Origin of the sequence: Sorangium sp. So ce296 (assembly GCF_051529605.1) — a bacterium.
Lineage (GTDB): Bacteria > Myxococcota_A > Polyangia > Polyangiales > Polyangiaceae > Sorangium > Sorangium cellulosum_D.
Genome location: NZ_CP150325.1, coordinates 811657 through 829535 on the forward strand (window position 1 = coordinate 811657; position 17879 = coordinate 829535).

Here is a 17879-nt window from a genome sequence, read left to right on the forward strand (position 1 = left end):
ACATCGAAGCGATGGAGTCGATAGCTCCAGCAGAACATTCTAGCGACCTCGCACAGCGCCGGACGAGCTCCGCCGCCGGGCGAGCGGCGCTGCGGGCGCGCTCCGGTCCGCCTCTCCGCCTCTCCGCCTGCCGCCGCTCCGCGATCTCCGCCCCGAGGCGCCGGACGGGCGCGGGCGAGATCCAGAGTTTGTTCACCAGGCGCGCCGGAACCGGACGGCCATCGACGGACGTCCATGGGTCCACACCTTATATGAGCTACCGTGAGCAGCGAGGTCGGCCGTGGGACAGCCGCAACGACGAGGTCGGCGGCCGCCGTGCGCGAGCGCTCCATCGGCCAGGCGGGCCGCTCGGCGCCGCGCTCCGCGCCTCCCGGGGCGCGCCCGCTCGGCCGGTCCCGCGGCGCCGCCCGGCGGAGGGAGCGGCGATGACCCCGACCGCCATCGCCCCGGGCGCCGTGTTCCAGGAGCGCTACGAGATCGTCTCCGCGCTGCGGGAGAGCGGGTTCGCCGACGTCTACAAGGGGCGCCAGCTCGCCACCGGACAGATGGTGGCCATCAAGGTCATGCGGCCGGCCCGGGGCGGCAAGCCCGCCGACGTCGCCCGGCGCTGCGCCCGCTTCCACCAGGAGACGCGGTTCTGCGCGCAGCTCCACCACCCCAACATCGTCCGGCTCATCGACGCCGGCCAGACGGACGAGGGCACGCTCTACACCATCTTCGAGTTCGTGCCCGGCAAGAACCTGGCAGAGGTGCTGGCCGAGGAGACCGCCCTCGATCCAACCGAGGCGCGGCACCTGATGCTCCAGGTCCTCGACGCCCTCGGCTGCGCCCACGGGCAGAGCGTCGTCCACCGCGACCTCAAGCCCAGCAACATCATGATCGTCTCCACCGGCGCGCGGCGCAACGCGCTGGTGCTCGACTTCGGCATCGGCGCGCTCATCGCCGGGGCCATGGAGGGCGTCGACGCGAAGCTCACCCCGAGCAACGAGATCCTCTGCACGCCCGCCTACGCGGCGCCGGAGCAGCTCCTCGGACAGCCGGTGAGCGTGCGATCGGACCTGTACGCCTGGGGGCTCGTCTTCCTGGAGTGCCTCACCGGGCGGCCGGCGATCTCCGGCAGGTCGCTGCAAGAGGTGCTGTTCCGACAGGCCAGCTCCGAGCCGATCCCGATCCCCGCGGCGCTCCTCGGCCACCCGCTCGGCACCCTCCTCCGGCGCGCGACCCTGAAGAACGTGGCCGAGCGCGTCGCCACCGCCTCCGGCCTGCTGCGCGAGCTCGAGGCCTGCGGCGTGGAGGGGCTGAGCCGCGAGGATTTCGTGGCGCGCGGGCTGGCGTCGGCGCCGGAGCCGGACCCCGGCGCGTCGGACGAGGGCCGGTGGGGCTACGGCGCGAGCGCGACGACGCCGCTCGACCGGCCCCCGCGGGAGGGCCGGCCCGTGCCCAGCAATCGCGCGGCGGCCGACACGCTGCCCTCTCCGGCGACGCCCCGGCCGGAGGACACGCCCTCTCCCGTGGACGGGGAGCTCGCCAGCGGCGCCGGGTGCCTCGACGCCGAGCGGCGGCCCCTCACCGTGGTCTGCTGCGCCTTCTCGACCTCGGGCCCGGGCCTGAAGGACACCGACGTCGAGGAGGTCGACGATCTGCTCGGCGAGCAACAGGACGTCTGCGACGAGATCGCCCGCCGCCACCGCGGGCGCTTCGCCGGCGCGCTGGGCGATCAGATCCTGCTGCATTTCGGCTATCCGTCGGCGCAGGAGGACGACGCCCGGCGCGCCGCGCGCGCGGCGCTGGAGATCGCGGAGGACGTCCGCGCGCGCAGCGCGCGCCTCGCGGCGGCGCGGGGCATCGCGCTCGAGGTCCGGATCGGGCTGCACACCGGCCTCGTGGTCGCCGGCCAGCCGCAACGCTACACGCAGCACCTCGGGACGACGCCGCGGATCGCGACCCGGCTGAGCGCGCTCGCGGCCCCGGGCACGATCGCGGTGAGCGGCGACGCCTTCAGGCTGCTCCGGAGCCGGTTCACATTCGAGCCGATCGCGTCGCGCGACCTCTCGGGCGCGGAGCGGCAGAGCGCCATCTACCGCATGGGGCGCGAGATCCCTCGCTCGACGCAGGACCAGGACACCGCGGGCCGCGACACGGAGCCGCTGATCGGCCGGAGCCAGGAGCTCGAGCTCCTGCTCCAGCGCTGGAGCCAGGTCCGGCAGGGCATCGGGCAGAGCATCCTCGTCACCGGCGGGCCCGGGATCGGCAAATCCCGCCTGACGTGGGAGCTCGCGCGGCGGCTCCGCGGCGACGGCCACAGCTGCCTGGAGTGCCGCTGCACCCCCGACCGGCGCAACAGCGCGCTCCACCCCCTCATCGAGCTGCTCGAGCGGCTGATCGACCCCGGCCGGGACGACGCGCCGGGGCGCCGGCTCGCCCGGCTCGAGGCGCTCCTGGCCCGCCGCGGCTTCGATCTGGCGGAGACGGTGCCGCTGTTCGCGGCGCTCCTGTCGATCCCCCTCGACGCGCGCTACGCCGCGCCTCAGGACCCGCCGCCGCGGCAGAAGGAGAGGACGCTCAACGCGCTCGTGTCCATGCTCTTCGACATGGCCGAGGAGCGGCCCGTCCTGTTCATGGTCGAGGACCTGCACTGGGCCGATCCGACGAGCCTGGAGTGGCTCGGCATGCTGATCGTCGATGTGCCCTCGGCGCGGCTCATGATGCTGCTCACCGCGCGGCCGGAGTTCTCGCCGCCGTGGTCGACGTCGGGCATGCTCCAGATCCAGCTCGGCCGCCTGGATCGCGAGCACGTCGAGCACATGGTCGCGCGGCTCGCCGGCGGCCGCTCGCTGCCCGAGCCGCTCCTGGAGCAGGTGGTCGACCGGACCGACGGCGTCCCGCTCTTCGTCGAGGAGCTGACGCGGATGGTGCTCGAGTCCGGGGCCCTCATCGACGAGGGGGACCACTACACGCTCGCCGAGCCGTTCTCGGAGCTCGCGATCCCCTCGACGCTGCGGGGCCTCTTGATGGCGCGCCTCGACCGGCTCGGCAGGGCGAAGGAGACCGCCCGCATCGCCGCGGTGCTCGGGCGGGAGTTCAGCCTGGAGGTGCTGAGCGCCGTGACCACCCTCGACGGCGAGCTCGTCCAGGAAGATCTCGACCGGCTGATGGCCGCGGACCTCATCCACAGGAAGCGCCGGCTGAACAACCCGACGTACCTGTTCAAGCACGTGCTCATCCGGGACGCGGCTTACGAGTCGCTCTCGAAGCGGAGCCGGCGGAGGCTGCACGCCTGCGTGGCCCGGGCGATGGAGGAGCGCTTCCCCGAGCTCGTCGCGGCGCGGCCCGATCTGCTCGCGCACCACCACGCCGCCGCCGAGCAGAAGCAGCAGGCGATCGCCTACGCGGAGATCGCGGCGGAGCGCGCGCTGAAGCGGCCGGCGAACGCCGACGACACCGAGGCCATCGGGCACGTGACGCAGGCGCTCGGCTGGCTCTCGGCCATCGCGGACGACCGGGAGCGCGCGCTCGCCGAGCTGCGGCTGAACAGCCTGCTCATCGTGGCGCTCCTGGACCGCCGCGGGTACATGCCCCGGGAGCTCGAGGCGGCGGTGGAGCGCTGCGAGGAGCTGAGCGACGGGTTCGGGGACAGCCCGATGACCGCGCCGACGCTGTGGGCGATGTTCTGGTATCACCACATGCGAAGCCATCGTCGCGAGGCGCGGGCGCTGGCGGAGCGGCTCCACGGGATGGCCACGCGGTCACAGGACACCGGCCAGCTGGTCTCGTCCATGGTGCAGCTGGGAAACTGCTTGTTCCTCGAAGGGAGGCTCGCGGAGGCTCGCCCGCACCTCGCTCGCGGCATCGAGCTCTACGACCCTTCCCAGCGGGAGCGAGTCTTCCTGTATGGCATCGATCCCAAGGCCAACGGCCAGTACACGCTCGCGCTGCTGCTCCACCTGATGGGCTGCCCGGCGCAGGCGGTCGCGCAGGGAGAGGCCGCGGTGGCGTGGGCGCGCGAGCTCGACCACCCGAACACCCTCGGCATGGCGCTGCTCCACCTGGCCGGCGTCTATCACTACGGCCGCGAGCGGGAGAAGGTCGACGAGGTGACCGACGCCCTCATGCAGCTGATGGAGCGCCACCCGCTCTGGTTCAAGGAGCTCTGCTGGGCGATGCGCTCCTGGGCGCGGCGGGATCTCGAGAAGCTGAGGCGGGACGTCGAGGCGATCCGGGACACCGGCCAGAAGATGGGCTTGCCCTACTGGCTCTCGCTCGTGGCGGAGCTCGAGGCCGAGCGCGGGCAGCACGAGGCCGCGGTCGAGCAGCTCGCGGGCTGCTTGCGGCTCGCCGCGGAGCTCGGCGACGTCTACTACGTCCCGGAGCTCTACCGTCTGAAGGCGCTGTCTCTCCACGCCTCGGGCGCCCCCGCGGAACAGGAGAGCGAGCGCTGCCTGCGTCAATCGATCGCGATCGCGCGCGAGCAGGGCGCGCGGATGATCGAGCTGCGCTCGATCGTGGCGCTCTGCCGTATCCTCGTGGGGCAGGAGCGGCGCGACGAGGCGCGCTCCCTGCTCCGGGAGCTCGGCGGCTGGCCGGCCGAGTGCGCCGATCTGCCCGATTTCGTCGAGGCGCGAGCGCTGTCGCAGGCGCTGAGCCGTTGAGCTGCCGCGGCGCCTGCTCGAGCGCTCGAGTTGCCCGCGGAGGGCTCGCAGAGGGCTCGACGGCGCGCGGCCGCGGCTCCATGCATCCTGTGCGCGATATGCGTTACCTGCAACGGAGATAGCCATGGGTTCCCGTGCGTCACCCCACTACCCATCTGGTACATCGGAGACCGACAGCACACCTGCGCAGCGCGACGGCGGTTCGGCCGAGGTGCGCCCCCCGCGCGAGCGAGGCGAGATGGCGGACGAGCTCTCGGCGCTGGAGGCGGCGTGGTTGCGCGCCGTCGCGCTGAGCTGGGAAGACCCGGCGCAGCTCGTCCGGCTGAAGAGCGATCCGCGAGAGTTCTTGATGGCCTGCTGCGGCTATCCGCTGCCGCGGGGGATCGAGCTCACCGTCCGCGAGGCAGGGGAACCGGGCTCTCCTTGCGGCGAAGGGTGGCGCTTCTGCGAGCAGCGCAAGGGCTGGGATCCGTCGGCGAGCGTCCTCGTGCTCTACGTCCCGCCGAGGCCGCACCTGGACGATCGCGCCGTCGCGCTGGCCCAGCTCGCGAGCGACGCGCCGCTCGCCGTCATGCTCTGCTGAGTCACTCCTCTAGCCCGTAAAACCGGGCGCCGTTGTCCCAGAGGAGCTTGCGGAGCGCGTCGCCGGGGAGCCTGCCGCGGAGCGCGAGCGCTCGCTCCGTCATGCCGGCGTCGTGGTCGATGTGGGGGAAGTCCGTCCCGAAGATCGCGCTGCCCTCCCCGATCCACGGGATCGCCTGCTCCAGGAGCGGCTCGTCCGGCTCGATCTCGACGAAGCACTGGCGTCGGAAATACGCGGACGGCTCGCGGCGGACGTGCGGCGCGACCTCCTCGGCCAGGCCGCGGTACTCGATCTCGTCGAGGCGATGGAGCCAGTAGGGCAGCCACCCGCAGCCGGCCTCGAGGAAGGCCACCCGCAGGCGGGGGTGGCGCTCGAGCACGCCGCCCTCGATCAGCGCGAGCAGCGCCATCATCTGCTCCATCGGGTGCGAGCACGCGTGCAGGGCGAAGCGGCTGCGGAAGCGATCGGCGCCGGCCGCCGGAAGGGAGGCGTGCGCGCCCTCGTGGACGGCGACCGCGATGGAGCGCCGCTCGCACTCGGCCCAGAACGCCTCGTAGGCGGGGTCGCCCAGGGTCCGGCCCGCGACGGGGTTCGGCCGTATCACGACGGCGCGGAAGCCGAGCGCCGCCGCCCGCGCGAGCTCGGGCACCAGCTGCGCGGGATCGTGGGGGCTCATCAGCGCGACGCCCCGGAGCCGCTGGGGCTCGTGGTCGCAGAAGCCGCGGAGCCAGGTGTTGTACGCCCTCGCGAAGGCGCTCGCGAGCGCCGGTTCGAGCGGGGACATGCCGAGGAGCATCAGCGCGAGGGTCGGATACAGGAAGGCCACGTCGATGCCCTCGCGGTCCATGTCCTCGATGTGCGCCTGGGGCAGCTCCAGGGGGCCGAGCCGCGCGAGCTGCCCGGCGCGCCGGCGGCTGGCCGAGGCGACCGCGCGCCACGTCCGCGCGCTCGTCCGGTGAAGGAGCGGCCGCCCGTCCATCATCGGCTGCGGAGGGAGCGAGACCAGGCCCTCCGGTCCGGGATACGCCACGCGGTCGGCCAGCGGCTCGCCCTCGCCGACGTACGCGAGGTACGGCGCGTGATCGCGGAACTCCGGCTCCAGGTGGACCTGCCAGAGATCGAGCGGCTCAATCACGTGGCGATCCGCGTCGAGGATGCGATAGCCGTCGCGCATGGGAGGTCTCCTCGGCCGAGCGCGGCCTGGATGCAGAGGGGCACCGGGCTCAGGCCCCCTTCCCGGTTCGCCCGGTCGAGCCCCCCGAGGCGGACCGGCACATCGTGGAGCCGCGCCGGCCCGAAGCGTGGCGCCCGCGGAGCATGAAGCGCGCGCGCCCGCCGATCGGGAACACGGTGTCCTTGTCACCGGCGGGCTCGACCCGCGGGTGGTGCTTGAATTGCAAGATGTGTGACTTGTGCGACTGGAGCGACTGGAGCGACTCGAGCGACATGAACACCCGACCCCGGTGAGCCATCTGGTGCGTCGCGGCGCGCGGGAGACGCCCGTGGCGGTGCGCAAATCAGCGTCAGCGAGCGCCTGCCCGCGGGGCGGGCGGGCTCCGCCCGGCGCGCGTCGCGCACGCGGGCGGCGCGGCGCCCGGACCCCGGGACGGGATCTTGTGAGAGGGGGGTTAACAGAGTGTCAGTGATTCGCGAGGACAGCGGAATGGAAACGACGCCGCTGTCGAGCAGCTTCATCGATGCGATCCAGCGTGTCAGGCAGGACGACCGGCGCGTGGCCCTGCTCGTGTATCACCGCGACGGCGCCGAGCGCGTCGTGCTGCGGCCGAGCGCGCCGGTCGTCATCGGCCGCGCGCCGCCGTCGCAGGTCCAGATCCGCGACGTCAGCCTCTCGCGCGAGCACGCCCGCTTCACCGTGTCCGGCGACAGCGTCCTCGTCGAGGATCTGCGCTCGACCAACGGCACCTGGCTCGGCGGGGCGCGGGTCGCGCGCGGCGAGGCGAAGCCGGGCGACGAGGTGATCCTCGGCAAGGTGGTCGTCGCCGTCCGCTCGATCACGGCGGCCGAGGGCGAGCTGCCGGGCCTGATGAGCCACGAGCAGCTCCGCGTCGCCCTCGAGGAGGAGGTGAGGCGCGCGCGGTTCTTCGGGCGGAGCTTCGCCATCGTCATGGCCCGGCCCGCGCGCCAGCAGGGCGGTCACGTGAGCCACCTGTTTCCACGCATGCGGGCGCTGCTGCGCCCCGTGGACCGGATCGCCCTGTACAGCTCGGACGTCGTGGCGGCGCTGCTTCCCGAGGCCGGGGCCGACGCGGCGCTCGATCTGGCGCGCGCGCTCGCCGCGTCGGGCGCGGACGGGGCGCCGGCCGTGCTCGCGGGCTTCGCGATGTTCCCCGACGCGGGGACCGTGGCGGAGGACCTGCTCTATCGGTGCTGGAACGCGGTGCGCAGCGCGACGGAGGATCAGCCCGTGCGGTCGGCGCCGGGCGGGGCGTGGAAGAGCCACGCGGGCGCCCCGCACGCCGATCTCGTCGTCGTGAGCCCCGCGATGCGGCGCGTCTTCGAGATCGTCACGCGGGTCGCGCGATCGTCGATCCCGGTGCTTTTGCTGGGCGAGACGGGGACGGGCAAGGAGGTCGTGGCGCGCGCGGTCCACGACCGCGGCCCGCGGAGCGGGAAGCCGATGGTGTGCGTCAACTGCGGGGCGATCCCGCAGCAGCTCGTCGAGAGCGCGCTCTTCGGCCACGAGCGCGGCGCGTTCACGGGCGCGTGGCAGCAGCAGCGGGGGGTGTTCGAGGCGGCGGACGGGGGGACGGTCTTCCTCGACGAGATCGGCGAGCTGCCGGCCGCGGCGCAGGCCGCGCTCCTGCGCGTCCTGGAGACCCGGCAGGTGACCCGGGTCGGCTCGAACAAGCCGATCGACGTCGATGCGCGCGTGATCGCGGCGACCCACCGCGACATCGAGGCGATGTGCGCGTCCGGCGCGTTCCGCTGCGATCTCCTGTACCGGCTGAACGCGATGACGGTGACGATCCCCCCGCTCCGGGCGCGACCGGAGGACATCGAGCCGCTCGCGCGCCGCTTCCTCGAGCAGGCGAACCAGGCGAACGGCCGCTCCATTCGCGGCTTCGACGCCGGGTCGCTCGCGCGCCTCCGGGCGTACGCGTGGCCGGGGAACGCGCGGGAGCTGCGGAACGCGATCGAGCGGGCGGTGGTGATCGCCGAGGGCGAGTGGATCGCGGAGGAGGATCTGCCCGAGCGCGCGCGGGCGGCGCCCCCGGTCGCGCCGGCCGTGGACCGCGACCTTCCGTGCGATGGAGCCGAGCCCACCTCCGCGCCGCCGGGCGCCGACTTCCTGAAGGCGCGGCTCCAGCGCTGCGAGGCCGAGCTGATCGTCCAGGCGCTCCGCAAGGCGGGCGGGAACCAGACGGAGGCGGCGCGCGCGCTCGGCATGCCGCTGCGCACGCTCGTCTACAAGCTGAAGGCGCTCGGGATCAAGCGGCTCGGGTACGCGCCGCCCGGCGATCCGTAGCGTGGGCCCTGGGCGGCCTGCCGGTCGGGCGGGCCGCCCAGGGCCTCGTCGCAGCGCGCCCCGCGCGGCGGGCGCTCGCGGATCTCGCGCGCGGCGGTCGGCTGGGTTTTGGGTGGGGCTAGAGGGGGAGGTCGACGACGAACGTCGAGCCGCGGCCCAGGGCGCTCTCCACGCCGATGCGACCGCCGTGGGCGTGCACGATCTCGCGCGCGATGTAGAGCCCGAGCCCGAGACCACCGAAGTGCTCCACGTCGCCCGCGCGCTCGAAGCACGCGAAGATGCGCTCCTGGTCCTCCTCGGCGATGCCTGTGCCGCGGTCGCGGACGAGGAGCTGCGCTCCGCCGGGAGGGGCCTTGACCTCGATGGAGACCGGCCGGTCTTCGCCGAACGCGATGGCGTTCTTGACCAGGTGGAACACGAGTCGCCCGATCTGCTCGCGGTCCCAGAGGCCGACCACGCCCTCGGGCGCGTCGACCGAGATGGCGGCGGACGGGGCGCGGAGCTCGACCGGGAGCCCGGCGACCACCTCCCGGACGAGCGCCCCGAGATCGACGCTCTGGCGATCGGGCGCGAGCTGGCCCGCTCGGAGCGAGATCGCCTGGAGCATGTCGTCGCAGAGCCGGGCGAGCCGGTTGACCTGGCGGCCGACGACCTCGAGCGAGGCGACCCACGTCGACGCGTCCTCTGCGTGCCGCTCGCTCATGCGCTTCATCCGCTGCACCTGCAGCGCGAGCGAGGTTAGCGGCGTCTTGAGCTCATGCGATGCGAGCTTGAGGAACTCGTCCCGGAGGCAGTCCGCTCCGTCGTGCTCGGAGGCGCGAGCGGGCCGGCGTGCGTCGAGGGTTCCAGTGCGCTGCGGGTTCAGAGCGGACATGGCGAGAGCCCCGTTCGAGGATGGATGGTCGTTCGCGATCGTCTCCTGGACGCCCAAGCATCCTCGATGCCAGGCGCCCATGCCCCGCCGGAGCGTCATTCGCCCGTGATCTGAGCGAGGGCGCCGTCGAGCGCAGGCGATCGCCGCGTCGCGCTCGCGGGTCGTCCTGCGCCGCGCTTCTCCAAGGTCTACAGGAACGCGCGCCTCGTGATGCGCCGGCGCTTGCGCGATCGAGCAACGCGTGACGCGCAACCGGCGTGACGCGCAACCGGCGTGGCGCGTGGATTTCGGCGCGTCATCCGTCCAGCGGCTTCCATACGTCGTAGTCGAACCGCTCGTAGGGCGGCGTCACCTTCTGCCGCCGCTCGTCGTACCGCTCGAGGCACCAGGCCTGCGTGTCGACGCGCTTGCCCTGGGCCTCGATCCAGCGCGACAGCCCGAGGTAGGTCGCCTCGATGGCCTCCGCGGTCCCCTCGACCCGGGCGACCGCGTAGGTCCGCGCTGGGAGCACCAGCGGCCGCACGCCCTCCGGGAGCGCCCCGCTCGCGCTCACCTCGGCGCACACCCAGTAGGTGTAGACGCCGTCGTGGCTCGCCTTCCGGTGATCGCTCTCCGGGAACGCCCCGTAAAGCACGCTCCGGTCCACCAGGTGGGGGACGGCGTCGAGGCGGTCGACGAGCTCTAGCCACGCGAGGGGCACCCGGTGGCTGAGCTCACTGCGGCGGCCCACCACCTTGATGCCGGCCAGCCGGAGCTCGCCCCGGGTCACGACGGAGACGTTCATGCGCTCTTCTCCTGGGAGGTCCTTGGAAGCGACGCTCGAACCCTGCACCTTGAACCAGGTTGAAGCTCAAGGAGAAATCCGCCGCATGCTCACGATTTCCCAGTTCGCGGACCGCAGCGGCCTCTCGCCGAGCGCGCTTCGCTTCTATGAGCGCAAGGGCCTCCTGCTGCCGACCGGCCGGCGCGCGAACGGCTACCGCGCCTATGCGCCCGGGCAGGTCGAGGAGGCCCGCAGCATCAGCAGCCTGCGGGCGGCGGGGATCCCCATCGCGGCGATCCGCGAGTTCCTCCGCCTGAGCGGCCGGGCGCGGGAGGCGATGCTCGCGACGTGGCAGCAGGAGATGACGGCCCGCCTGCTGTCGCTCGAGATCGCGGATCAGTACCTGCGGGGGGTGTCGTCGTCGCAGCTGCCGATGCACCTCGAGCACTGGAAGGAGCGCTCGGTGCTGGTCTGGTACCCGGCGACGGCGCCGGAGGGCCCGCTGGCCTTTCGCGCTGACGTGGCGGCGCGCAAGCGGGAGCTGGCGCGCCGGCGCGTTCCGGTCCTGACCAGCGGGTACGTCCGCACGCTGGACCTGAGGGACGGTGAGCTTCATGGCGAGGTCGGGTTCCGGATCCGACCTGGCCGGCGGCTGCCGCCGGGGGCGCGGCGCCAGGACGTACCGCCGACCGTGTTCGCGACCCTGGAGTGCACCGCGCGCGACGAGAAGGCCGCGCACCGCGTGTTCCGCTTCCTGCACGGGCTCGGCTTCCGGCCCGGGGAGCTCCACCTGGAGCGGTACCTGCCCGGCGCTCCGGACCGTTACCTGCTCATGATGGCCGTCCGACGCATCCAGCCTTCCGGCTGCGGCGGCGGGCGGCCGCGCTGACCTCACCCCCGGCGGGGCGGGGCGGTCGTCCGTCCGTCGCCGGAAGAGGCGGGGCGACGAGCGTGTGTCGGCCAAGCCGCCGCGGGCGGCGCGTGCGCAGGCGGAGCGTCGCCCGGGTGAGCGGCAGAGGCGCGCCGGAGCGGGCCGGTCGAGGCAGCCGCGAAACGGCGGAGGGGCTTCCGCGTAGCAGCGGATGACCCCGCCTGACGGGGCGCGCAAAGACGCGCGCTCCCAAGGGCTCGGGGCGCGTCGTGCGCTGTCGTCACGACCGAGATGCGCCTCGACGATCGACCCACCGACAAGCCCGCGCCGCTGGGTTCACGGCGCCGTTCCAAGGAGCTTTCTCATGTTTCGCAGCACGATGAACATCACGGCCCTGAGCTTGGGGATCTTCGCCGCGAGCGCGCCCGGCGACGCCATGGCGCACGGCGCCGGCGTCCACCGGCACGGTCAGGTCTTCGTGATGACCAACGCCGGAGATGGAAATGCCGTGGTGGCGTATGACCGGGCCGCGGACGGCTCGCTCGCGTACGCAGGGACGTATGCGACCGGGGGGCTCGGCGCGCCGAGCCGGCCGATCAACCCGCTCGGCTCGCAAGGGTCGCTCGTCCTCAGCGAGGACGGAAAGCTGCTGTTCGCCGTGAACGCGGGGAGCAATGAGGTGTCGATGTTCGGGGTGGGGCCGCACGGCCTGACGCTGCTCGACGTGGTTGACTCGGGCGGCGACTTTCCCGTCAGCGTCGCGTCGCACGGCGGCCTGGTCTATGTCCTCAACGTGGGTGGCGACGGCAACATCGCCGGCTTCGAGGTGGACCCGTGCGGCGAGCTTGTGCCGATGAACGGGTCGGTCCGCGATCTCGGTCTCGGCGGCACGATTCCGCCGTCGCTCGGCGCGACGCCGGGTCAGATCGGGTTCTCTCCCGACGGGGAGGTGCTGGTCGTGGCAGGCAAGGGGTCGAACCAGATCCACGTGTTCCCTGTGAGCGGCCGCGGCTTCCCCAGCGACGCTCCGGTCACGACGATCTCCAGGGGTCTCGTCCCGTTCGATTTCGCCTTCGACCGGCGCGGACACCTCCTCGTGGCGGAGGTCGGCGGCGACGGCGTGCCGGCGACCGGCGACACGAGCGCGGTGTCCTCGTACGGCATCCGTGCGGATGGCAGCCTCGCCGTCATCAGCGACACGGTCGACACCTTCCAACGGGCGACCTGCTGGATCGCCGGCGCGCCTGGGAGCCGGTATGTCTTCACGGCCAACACGGGCAGCGACACGGTCTCCGGGCTTCAGGTCGACGCGCGCGGCGCGCTGACGTTGCTCGACGGCGGCGTGTCGGCGTCGTTTCCCGCAGGCACGGCGCCGATCGACCTCACGATGACGCGCGACGGGCGGTTTCTATATACCCTCAACGCCGGGGCCGGGACGATCGCGGCATTCCAGGTGAGCCGCGACGGTAGCCTGCTCCCGCGAGGCGAGGCAGGTGGGTTGGTGCCTGGTGGCGGCGCGCAGGGCATCGCAGTTCGGTGAGGAGGATGACCAGAATGAACCGACCCAGGTTGGGGATGAATCGACCCAGGTTGGGGGATGAATCGACCTGGGTCCGGCTGACCGGGGCTGGCGGTGCCGTACCCACGTTACGGTGGCTTAAGTGGCGGATAGCCTGGCGGCCGCCACCCCCCCGACGCACGTCGATCCCTTAAAATCCGTCACCAGAACCCTGGCACGGCATTTGTTAATGTGCGCCGGCCATGACCCAGCCCCGCGCGATCATCCCCGGCGCCACATACCTGATCACCCGCCGCATCCTGCGCCGGCATCACCTCCTCCGCCCAGACGCAGGCATCACCCAGCTCTTGGTCTACGCCCTCGCCGTCTCGAGCCGCCGCTACGGCATCGAGGTCCACGCATTCTGCGCGATGTCGACGCATCTTCACCTCATCGTAACGGACGTCGACGGCGTTCTGCCGCGCTTTCTACAGTTCTTCCATCGTATCGCGGCGCTCGGGACGAAGGTGCTACGCGCGTGGGAAGGACCGGTGTGGGACCACGAGCCCACGAGCGCGGTACGGCTGCTGACACGCGCAGCATTGGTAGAGAAGATCGCATACGTCCTCGCAAACCCTGTTGCCGCCGGCCTCGTCCGGCATGCGCATGAATGGCCGGGCGCCAAGGTCGACGTACGCGAGCTCGGCCGCGGCGTCCTGCACGCGATGCGGCCCTCGGTATACCTCGATCCGGAGAACCCACAGTGGCCCGAGGAAGCGACGCTCCCGCTCGCGCTGCCCCCAACCGTAGAGCAGGACAGCGCGGAAGGGTTTCGCCGCGACGTCGCCGCCGAGCTCGAGCGGCAGGAAGCGCAGGCACATGCCAAGACGCAGCAGCAGGGACTCCGCTTTCTGGGCGCCGAGCGAGCCAGCAATGTCTCCCCTTACGAGCGGGCCACGAGCACGGAAGCACTCCGCGAGCGCAATCCGACGTTCGCGGTGGGCCGTAATCAGGGTGACGCGTGGAGAATCGCCGGTGACGCCGTACGGACATTTCGCGCATCCTACCGAGCGGCGCTCGAACGCTGGCGTTCCGGTATACGCAGTGTCGTCTTCCCGATAGGAACATGGTGGATGCGCACGTTCCACGGCGCGAGCGTGGCTGCGGACGCTCTCAGCGCGTGACGACGAACCCCAGGGCTTCGACGCTCGCGCCGACCTCCCCGTTCCAGCCCAGCTGTGCATCCAGGCGCAGCTCGCCCGGTGCGAGCGATTCTGCCAATGCCAGCAGGGCGCCGACCTCGACCGCTTCGAGCTCGGCGCCGACGTCGCCCGCGAAGGGCGGGCAGAGCACGCGTCCGGCCGGCGCGAGCGCGAGCGCGGCGCGCAGCGGCTCGCCGAGCGCCGTGCGCAGGTCGGCGAGATCGCTGCCGATGGCGGAGGGAGCGGTGGCGGACGGCCAGAGCCAAACAGCGAGCCCGGGCAGACGGGCGATGCAGGCGGCTGCCGCGCGCTCGGACGGGAGCACGAGGCCGCGGACGTTGACGCTCGAGGCTGCGATCGCGGCGACGACGAGGCCGGGCGGGGCGAGGGTCAGCGCTGCGAGGCGGCCTAGATTGCGGTGCGCTGCGGCCCTGTGGGCGGCAACCACGGTGAGGTCATCCGGCCGGTCGTAGACGAGCTCGACTTCGCGCTGCACGGCCACATGCGGCGAGGTCTGCGCCGCCGCGGCGAGCGCCCGCTCACGAATCCCGCCGTCCGACACCGGCTCGCCGTTCTCCGGCCGCGGCGCGGCCTCCTCAATCTCCATCCGCTCGCGAAGGAGCAGCACCACGCGGGACGGCAGCCCCAGCGAGCCGAGCGCCCAGGCGGCGGAGAACCAGTCGACCGTGGTTGCGGGCTGCACCGTGGTTGCGGGCTGCACCGTGGTTGCGGGCTGCACCGTGGTTGCGGGCTGCACCGTGGTTGCGGGCTGCACCGGCGCGACCGGGGTTGTGGACCTCACCGGCGCGAGCGCCTCGGCCGAGGCGCGGTCCCACGCGGCGAGCGCCTCCCCGAGCGGATGACCGAGCTCCCGGAACAGCGCCCCCGCCTCCTCGAGCGCAGCCGCGGCGCCGAGATCGCCAAGGTCTCGCCGCGCGCGCCCCATCGCCCGCGCCGCATAGGCAATCCAGGTCCGCAGCGGCGGCGTGGCGCCCGCCGCGATGTCGCGGGCGGAGGTCGCGAGCGCGAGGGCGTCGTCGGCGCGTCCGAGCTCGAGCGCCAGCTCCGAGAGAAACGTGAGCGCGCGGGCGCGGCCGAACGCATCGCCGAGGCGCGCGCACAGCCACTCTTGCCGCTGGAGCGCCGCGCGGGCGTGCTCGACGGCGCCGAGGCCGAGCGCCGCCGCGCCGAGCTGACCGTAGGCGATCGCCTCGCCCACGGCGTCTCCCCGGCGGCGGTGGAGCTCGGCCGCGTGCTCCAGCAGCGCCTCGGCCGCCCCGTGGGCGCCGAGGGTCACATAGAGCGTCCCCAGCGAGTTCAGGATCTGCGCCCGCTCGTCGAGGAACGGCTCCGATCCGCGCAGCGCAGACAGCAGCGTGCGCTGCGCGGCCGCCGCGTCGCCGGCGATCCGCTCGGCCGTGGCGCGGTAATGGGCGGCCACGACCGCCGCGCGGCGACGGCCGTCGCCTGCGCCCGCGATGGCATCGAGCTCCGCGACGGCGGAGGCGCAAGCCGACCGCGCGTCGCGGCGCAGGCGCGCGAGCACCGCCTCGCACCGGGCGAGGTCCCGGGCCTCGGCCGCCCCTTCCTCACCGAACGCCGCAGCGGCGCCGTCGAGGAGGCGGACCGCGGCGTCCAGCGCGCCTTCGCGCAGCGCGAGCGCGCCCCGCCCGAAGGCGAGCGCCGCGGCGAGGAGCGGGCCTCTTGGAAGCGGCGGAGCGGCCGGTGCCGCCGCAGGCGCGTCGCCTTCCCCGAGGAGCGCCTCGATGCGGTCGAGCTCGGCGCGGACCTCGGCGCCCGGCGCGCTCCGGAGCAGCCGCGACAGGGGCGACACGCCGTCGAGCGGGTCAAGCGGGCGCACGGCCATCCTCCGGCGCCTCCGCGGCCGCGCGCCCGGGCGCGGCGCCGCGGCCCGCCGCCGCGGCGCCAGCGCCGACCTCCGTCGCGCCCTCCTCCGCGCTCCTCCCCGCCCCGCTCCCCGACCCGCGCGCGAGTTCGTGCAGCGCCGCCTTCACCGCCTCGATCGAGAGCTCCGGCCGGGCGGCGCGGATCCGCGCGACGTGCGCGGTCACATGGGGCGCCGCGAACGAGGTTCCGGTCCAGCGCCGGTCGCCGCCGCCGGGCGCGGGCGCGAGCACCTCGTCGCCGGGCGCGAGGATCTCGTGGTCGTCCGTGAGCTCGCTCCGGAGCGCCTCTGGGTCCTGGAAGGGCCCTCGACCGACGCCGATCAGCGACTTGAAGCGCCCCGGATAGGTGCGGAACGCCGCCGCGTTCGGGCCGGCGGCCACGAGCACGACCTCTGCCGTGTAGGCCGCGTCGGCGACCTCGTAGAGTTCGACGAGGGACCGGTAGTCGCCGGGGCGGAGCGGCGCGCTCTTCGGGATATCGATGCCGAGGCTCAGGTTGATCACGGAGAAGCGCTCGCGGACGCAGAAGCGCAGCGCCGCGATGAGCCCGTCGCGGGAGCATCGTCCGTCCTCGCCGAGCGCGCGGACGCTCGTGATTTCGGCCCCGGGCGCCATGCGGTGGACGATGCCCGCGCAAGCCGTCCCGTGCCCGCTGACGTCTCCTGGCGCGCACGGCGCGACCTCGTGCGCTGCTCCGCGGCGGCTCAGCGTGACATGGCGCAGCGCCGCCGAGCGCAGCGCAGGGTGCGAGGCGTCGACGCCGGAGTCGACCAGCGCGACGCGTACGCCGGCGCCGCGGCGCGCGGCGTCGCGGAGATCGCCGCCCGGCCCCACCGGAGAGGGCCTCGTCACGCCGCGCTCCCTTCCCCCTCGCCGAGCGGCCCCTGTACGCCGCCGCCGCGCGCGTAGGCGTCGATCCGCGCGAGGAGGTCGAGGGCGAGGCGAGCCTCGACCTCGCCGTGCTCGGCGAGCCTCCCCACCACCGCCGCGAGCTCCAGACGGCGGCGGTACTCGGGCGTGAGGCGGAGCGCATGGATGTGCCGCTCCAGAGCGGCGCGGAGCGAGGTCGGCGGTGGGTCCGCTGCTTCCTGAAGCGGCCGACCAGGGCCCGCCGCCCCAACCTGGTTCGGGCCCGCCGCCCCAACCTGGTTCGGGCCCGCCGCCCCAACCTGGTTCGGGCTTGCCGCCCCAACCTGGTTCGTGCTCGCCGCCGCCCCAACCTGGTTCGTGCTCGCCGCCCCAACCTGGTTCGTGCTCGCCGCCCCAATCTGGCATGGCGCGTGCCCGAGCAGGTCTGGCATAGCGCGGGCGAAGAGCTCGAAGACGACCCGTTCGGTGCGGAACGACTCCACGGTGAGCGCGAGGACCTCGGCGAGCCGCTCGGCCATGTCGAGCTCCCGACCTCCGAGGGGCGCGTCGTGCGAGAAGAGCGCCGCGCCGCCCACGATCGCCGCGCCGACGCGAATCGGCACAAATATTGCATAGGCCGGCACCCCGCCCAGAATCCGCCGGAACGGCGCAATCATCGCATCGCCGTCGGCCAACGCCACCGCGTGCCCGCCGCCGCCGCCGAGCAGGTACGCGAACGGGGTGCCGCTCGGCGGCAGCTCCGCGCCCGCCGTGCGGTAGCCGGCGGCGTTGGCGACGACGGGTACCGTGAGCCGCCCGAGCGCCTCCATCTCGAGCGCCACGAGCGCCTCCGAGCACGGCATCGCGAGGCAGGCGAAGCGCAGGTGCTCCCCGAGCCCGCGCACGCGCGCCTCGACCGCGCCGAGGAGCGCCGCGGACTCGACGGTCGAGAGCAAGTCGCGCAGGCGCGCGGTGAAGGGGGCGAGCGGCGAGCGCAGCGCGTGCGGATAGGGCGGGAGGGCCCGCGCCGGGGCGGGCGGCGCGCCCGGCGCGGAGCGGTCGGCGATCGGCATGGGGCGGCGATGCTACCGCCGGACGGCCGCCGAACGAACCGCAACCACGCAACCGGCAGCGCGCCGCGGGCTGGCCTCCCGCCCTGCGAAGTTCCGGTTGACGTGCCCCGCTCCTCTCCTAGC

At 73.4% G+C, this 17879-nt stretch carries 13 protein-coding genes; 6 read left to right on the forward strand and 7 right to left on the reverse strand.

What is annotated here, in order from left to right:
* Positions 1–425: 425 nt before the first annotated feature.
* Both WME98_RS03105 and WME98_RS03110 read left to right on the forward strand, forming a co-directional pair.
* Entirely contained in the window at positions 426–4649 is a 4224-nt protein-coding gene (locus WME98_RS03105; protein ID WP_437949888.1) for a TOMM system kinase/cyclase fusion protein, read from the forward strand.
* Between the two features lie 238 nt (positions 4650–4887).
* Positions 4888–5232, forward strand: coding sequence for a BMA_0021/BMA_0022 family TOMM bacteriocin (locus WME98_RS03110; RefSeq protein WP_437949889.1), 345 nt, complete (start codon positions 4888–4890; stop codon positions 5230–5232).
* 1 nt (position 5233) lies between these two features.
* Here the strand turns inward: WME98_RS03110 and WME98_RS03115 are convergent, their stop codons facing one another.
* Together WME98_RS03115 and WME98_RS03120 are read right to left on the reverse strand one after the other, a co-directional pair.
* Positions 5234–6406: an amidohydrolase family protein gene (locus WME98_RS03115; RefSeq protein ID WP_437949890.1), complete on the reverse strand. Its 1173-nt coding sequence runs from the start codon at positions 6404–6406 to the stop codon at positions 5234–5236.
* Between the two features lie 49 nt (positions 6407–6455).
* On the reverse strand, positions 6456–6704 hold the full coding sequence (locus WME98_RS03120) for a hypothetical protein (protein WP_437949891.1): 249 nt from the start codon (positions 6702–6704) through the stop codon (positions 6456–6458).
* Positions 6705–6895: 191 nt separating this feature from the next.
* On the opposite strand from WME98_RS03120, the gene WME98_RS03125 reads away from it, so the two are divergent.
* Positions 6896–8719 (forward strand): sigma 54-interacting transcriptional regulator, encoded by a 1824-nt coding sequence (locus WME98_RS03125; RefSeq protein ID WP_437949892.1) that lies wholly within the window; start codon positions 6896–6898, stop codon positions 8717–8719.
* Between the two features lie 118 nt (positions 8720–8837).
* Here the strand turns inward: WME98_RS03125 and WME98_RS03130 are convergent, their stop codons facing one another.
* Entirely contained in the window at positions 8838–9593 is a 756-nt protein-coding gene (locus tag WME98_RS03130) for a sensor histidine kinase (protein WP_437949893.1), read from the reverse strand.
* A gap of 295 nt (positions 9594–9888) precedes the next feature.
* Positions 9889–10377 carry a GyrI-like domain-containing protein gene (locus tag WME98_RS03135; RefSeq protein ID WP_437949894.1) on the reverse strand — a complete coding sequence of 163 codons (489 nt, stop codon included), beginning with the start codon at positions 10375–10377 and terminating at the stop codon, positions 9889–9891.
* 85 nt (positions 10378–10462) lie between these two features.
* Between WME98_RS03135 and WME98_RS03140 the strand changes: the two genes are divergently transcribed.
* The 3 genes from WME98_RS03140 (at position 10463) to WME98_RS03150 (ending at position 13909) form a co-directional block, all read left to right on the forward strand.
* A complete protein-coding gene (locus tag WME98_RS03140; RefSeq protein WP_437949895.1) occupies positions 10463–11245 on the forward strand; it encodes a MerR family transcriptional regulator in 783 nt (260 codons plus the stop codon).
* Positions 11246–11591: 346 nt separating this feature from the next.
* Positions 11592–12767 carry a lactonase family protein gene (locus tag WME98_RS03145; RefSeq protein WP_437949896.1) on the forward strand — a complete coding sequence of 392 codons (1176 nt, stop codon included), beginning with the start codon at positions 11592–11594 and terminating at the stop codon, positions 12765–12767.
* A 221-nt stretch (positions 12768–12988) separates the two neighbouring features.
* Positions 12989–13909 (forward strand): transposase, encoded by a 921-nt coding sequence (locus WME98_RS03150; RefSeq protein WP_437949897.1) that lies wholly within the window; start codon positions 12989–12991, stop codon positions 13907–13909.
* Here the strand turns inward: WME98_RS03150 and WME98_RS03155 are convergent.
* Genes WME98_RS03155 through WME98_RS03165 form a run of 3 tightly spaced genes read right to left on the reverse strand, consistent with a single transcriptional unit; the run spans position 13899 to position 17756 of the window.
* Entirely contained in the window at positions 13899–15788 is a 1890-nt protein-coding gene (locus WME98_RS03155) for a hypothetical protein (RefSeq protein ID WP_437949898.1), read from the reverse strand. The two genes, WME98_RS03150 and WME98_RS03155, sit on opposite strands and share 11 nt — an antisense overlap.
* Complete coding sequence (locus tag WME98_RS03160; protein ID WP_437949899.1) at positions 15775–16686, reverse strand: S8 family peptidase; 912 nt, start codon at positions 16684–16686, stop codon at positions 15775–15777. The genes WME98_RS03155 and WME98_RS03160 overlap by 14 nt, the downstream gene beginning before the upstream one ends.
* The gene (locus tag WME98_RS03165; protein WP_437949900.1) at positions 16683–17756 is read right to left on the reverse strand and encodes a hypothetical protein; all 1074 of its coding nucleotides are present in this window, start codon (positions 17754–17756) and stop codon (positions 16683–16685) included. Before WME98_RS03165 ends, WME98_RS03160 begins: the two co-directional genes overlap by 4 nt.
* Positions 17757–17879: the final 123 nt, after the last annotated feature.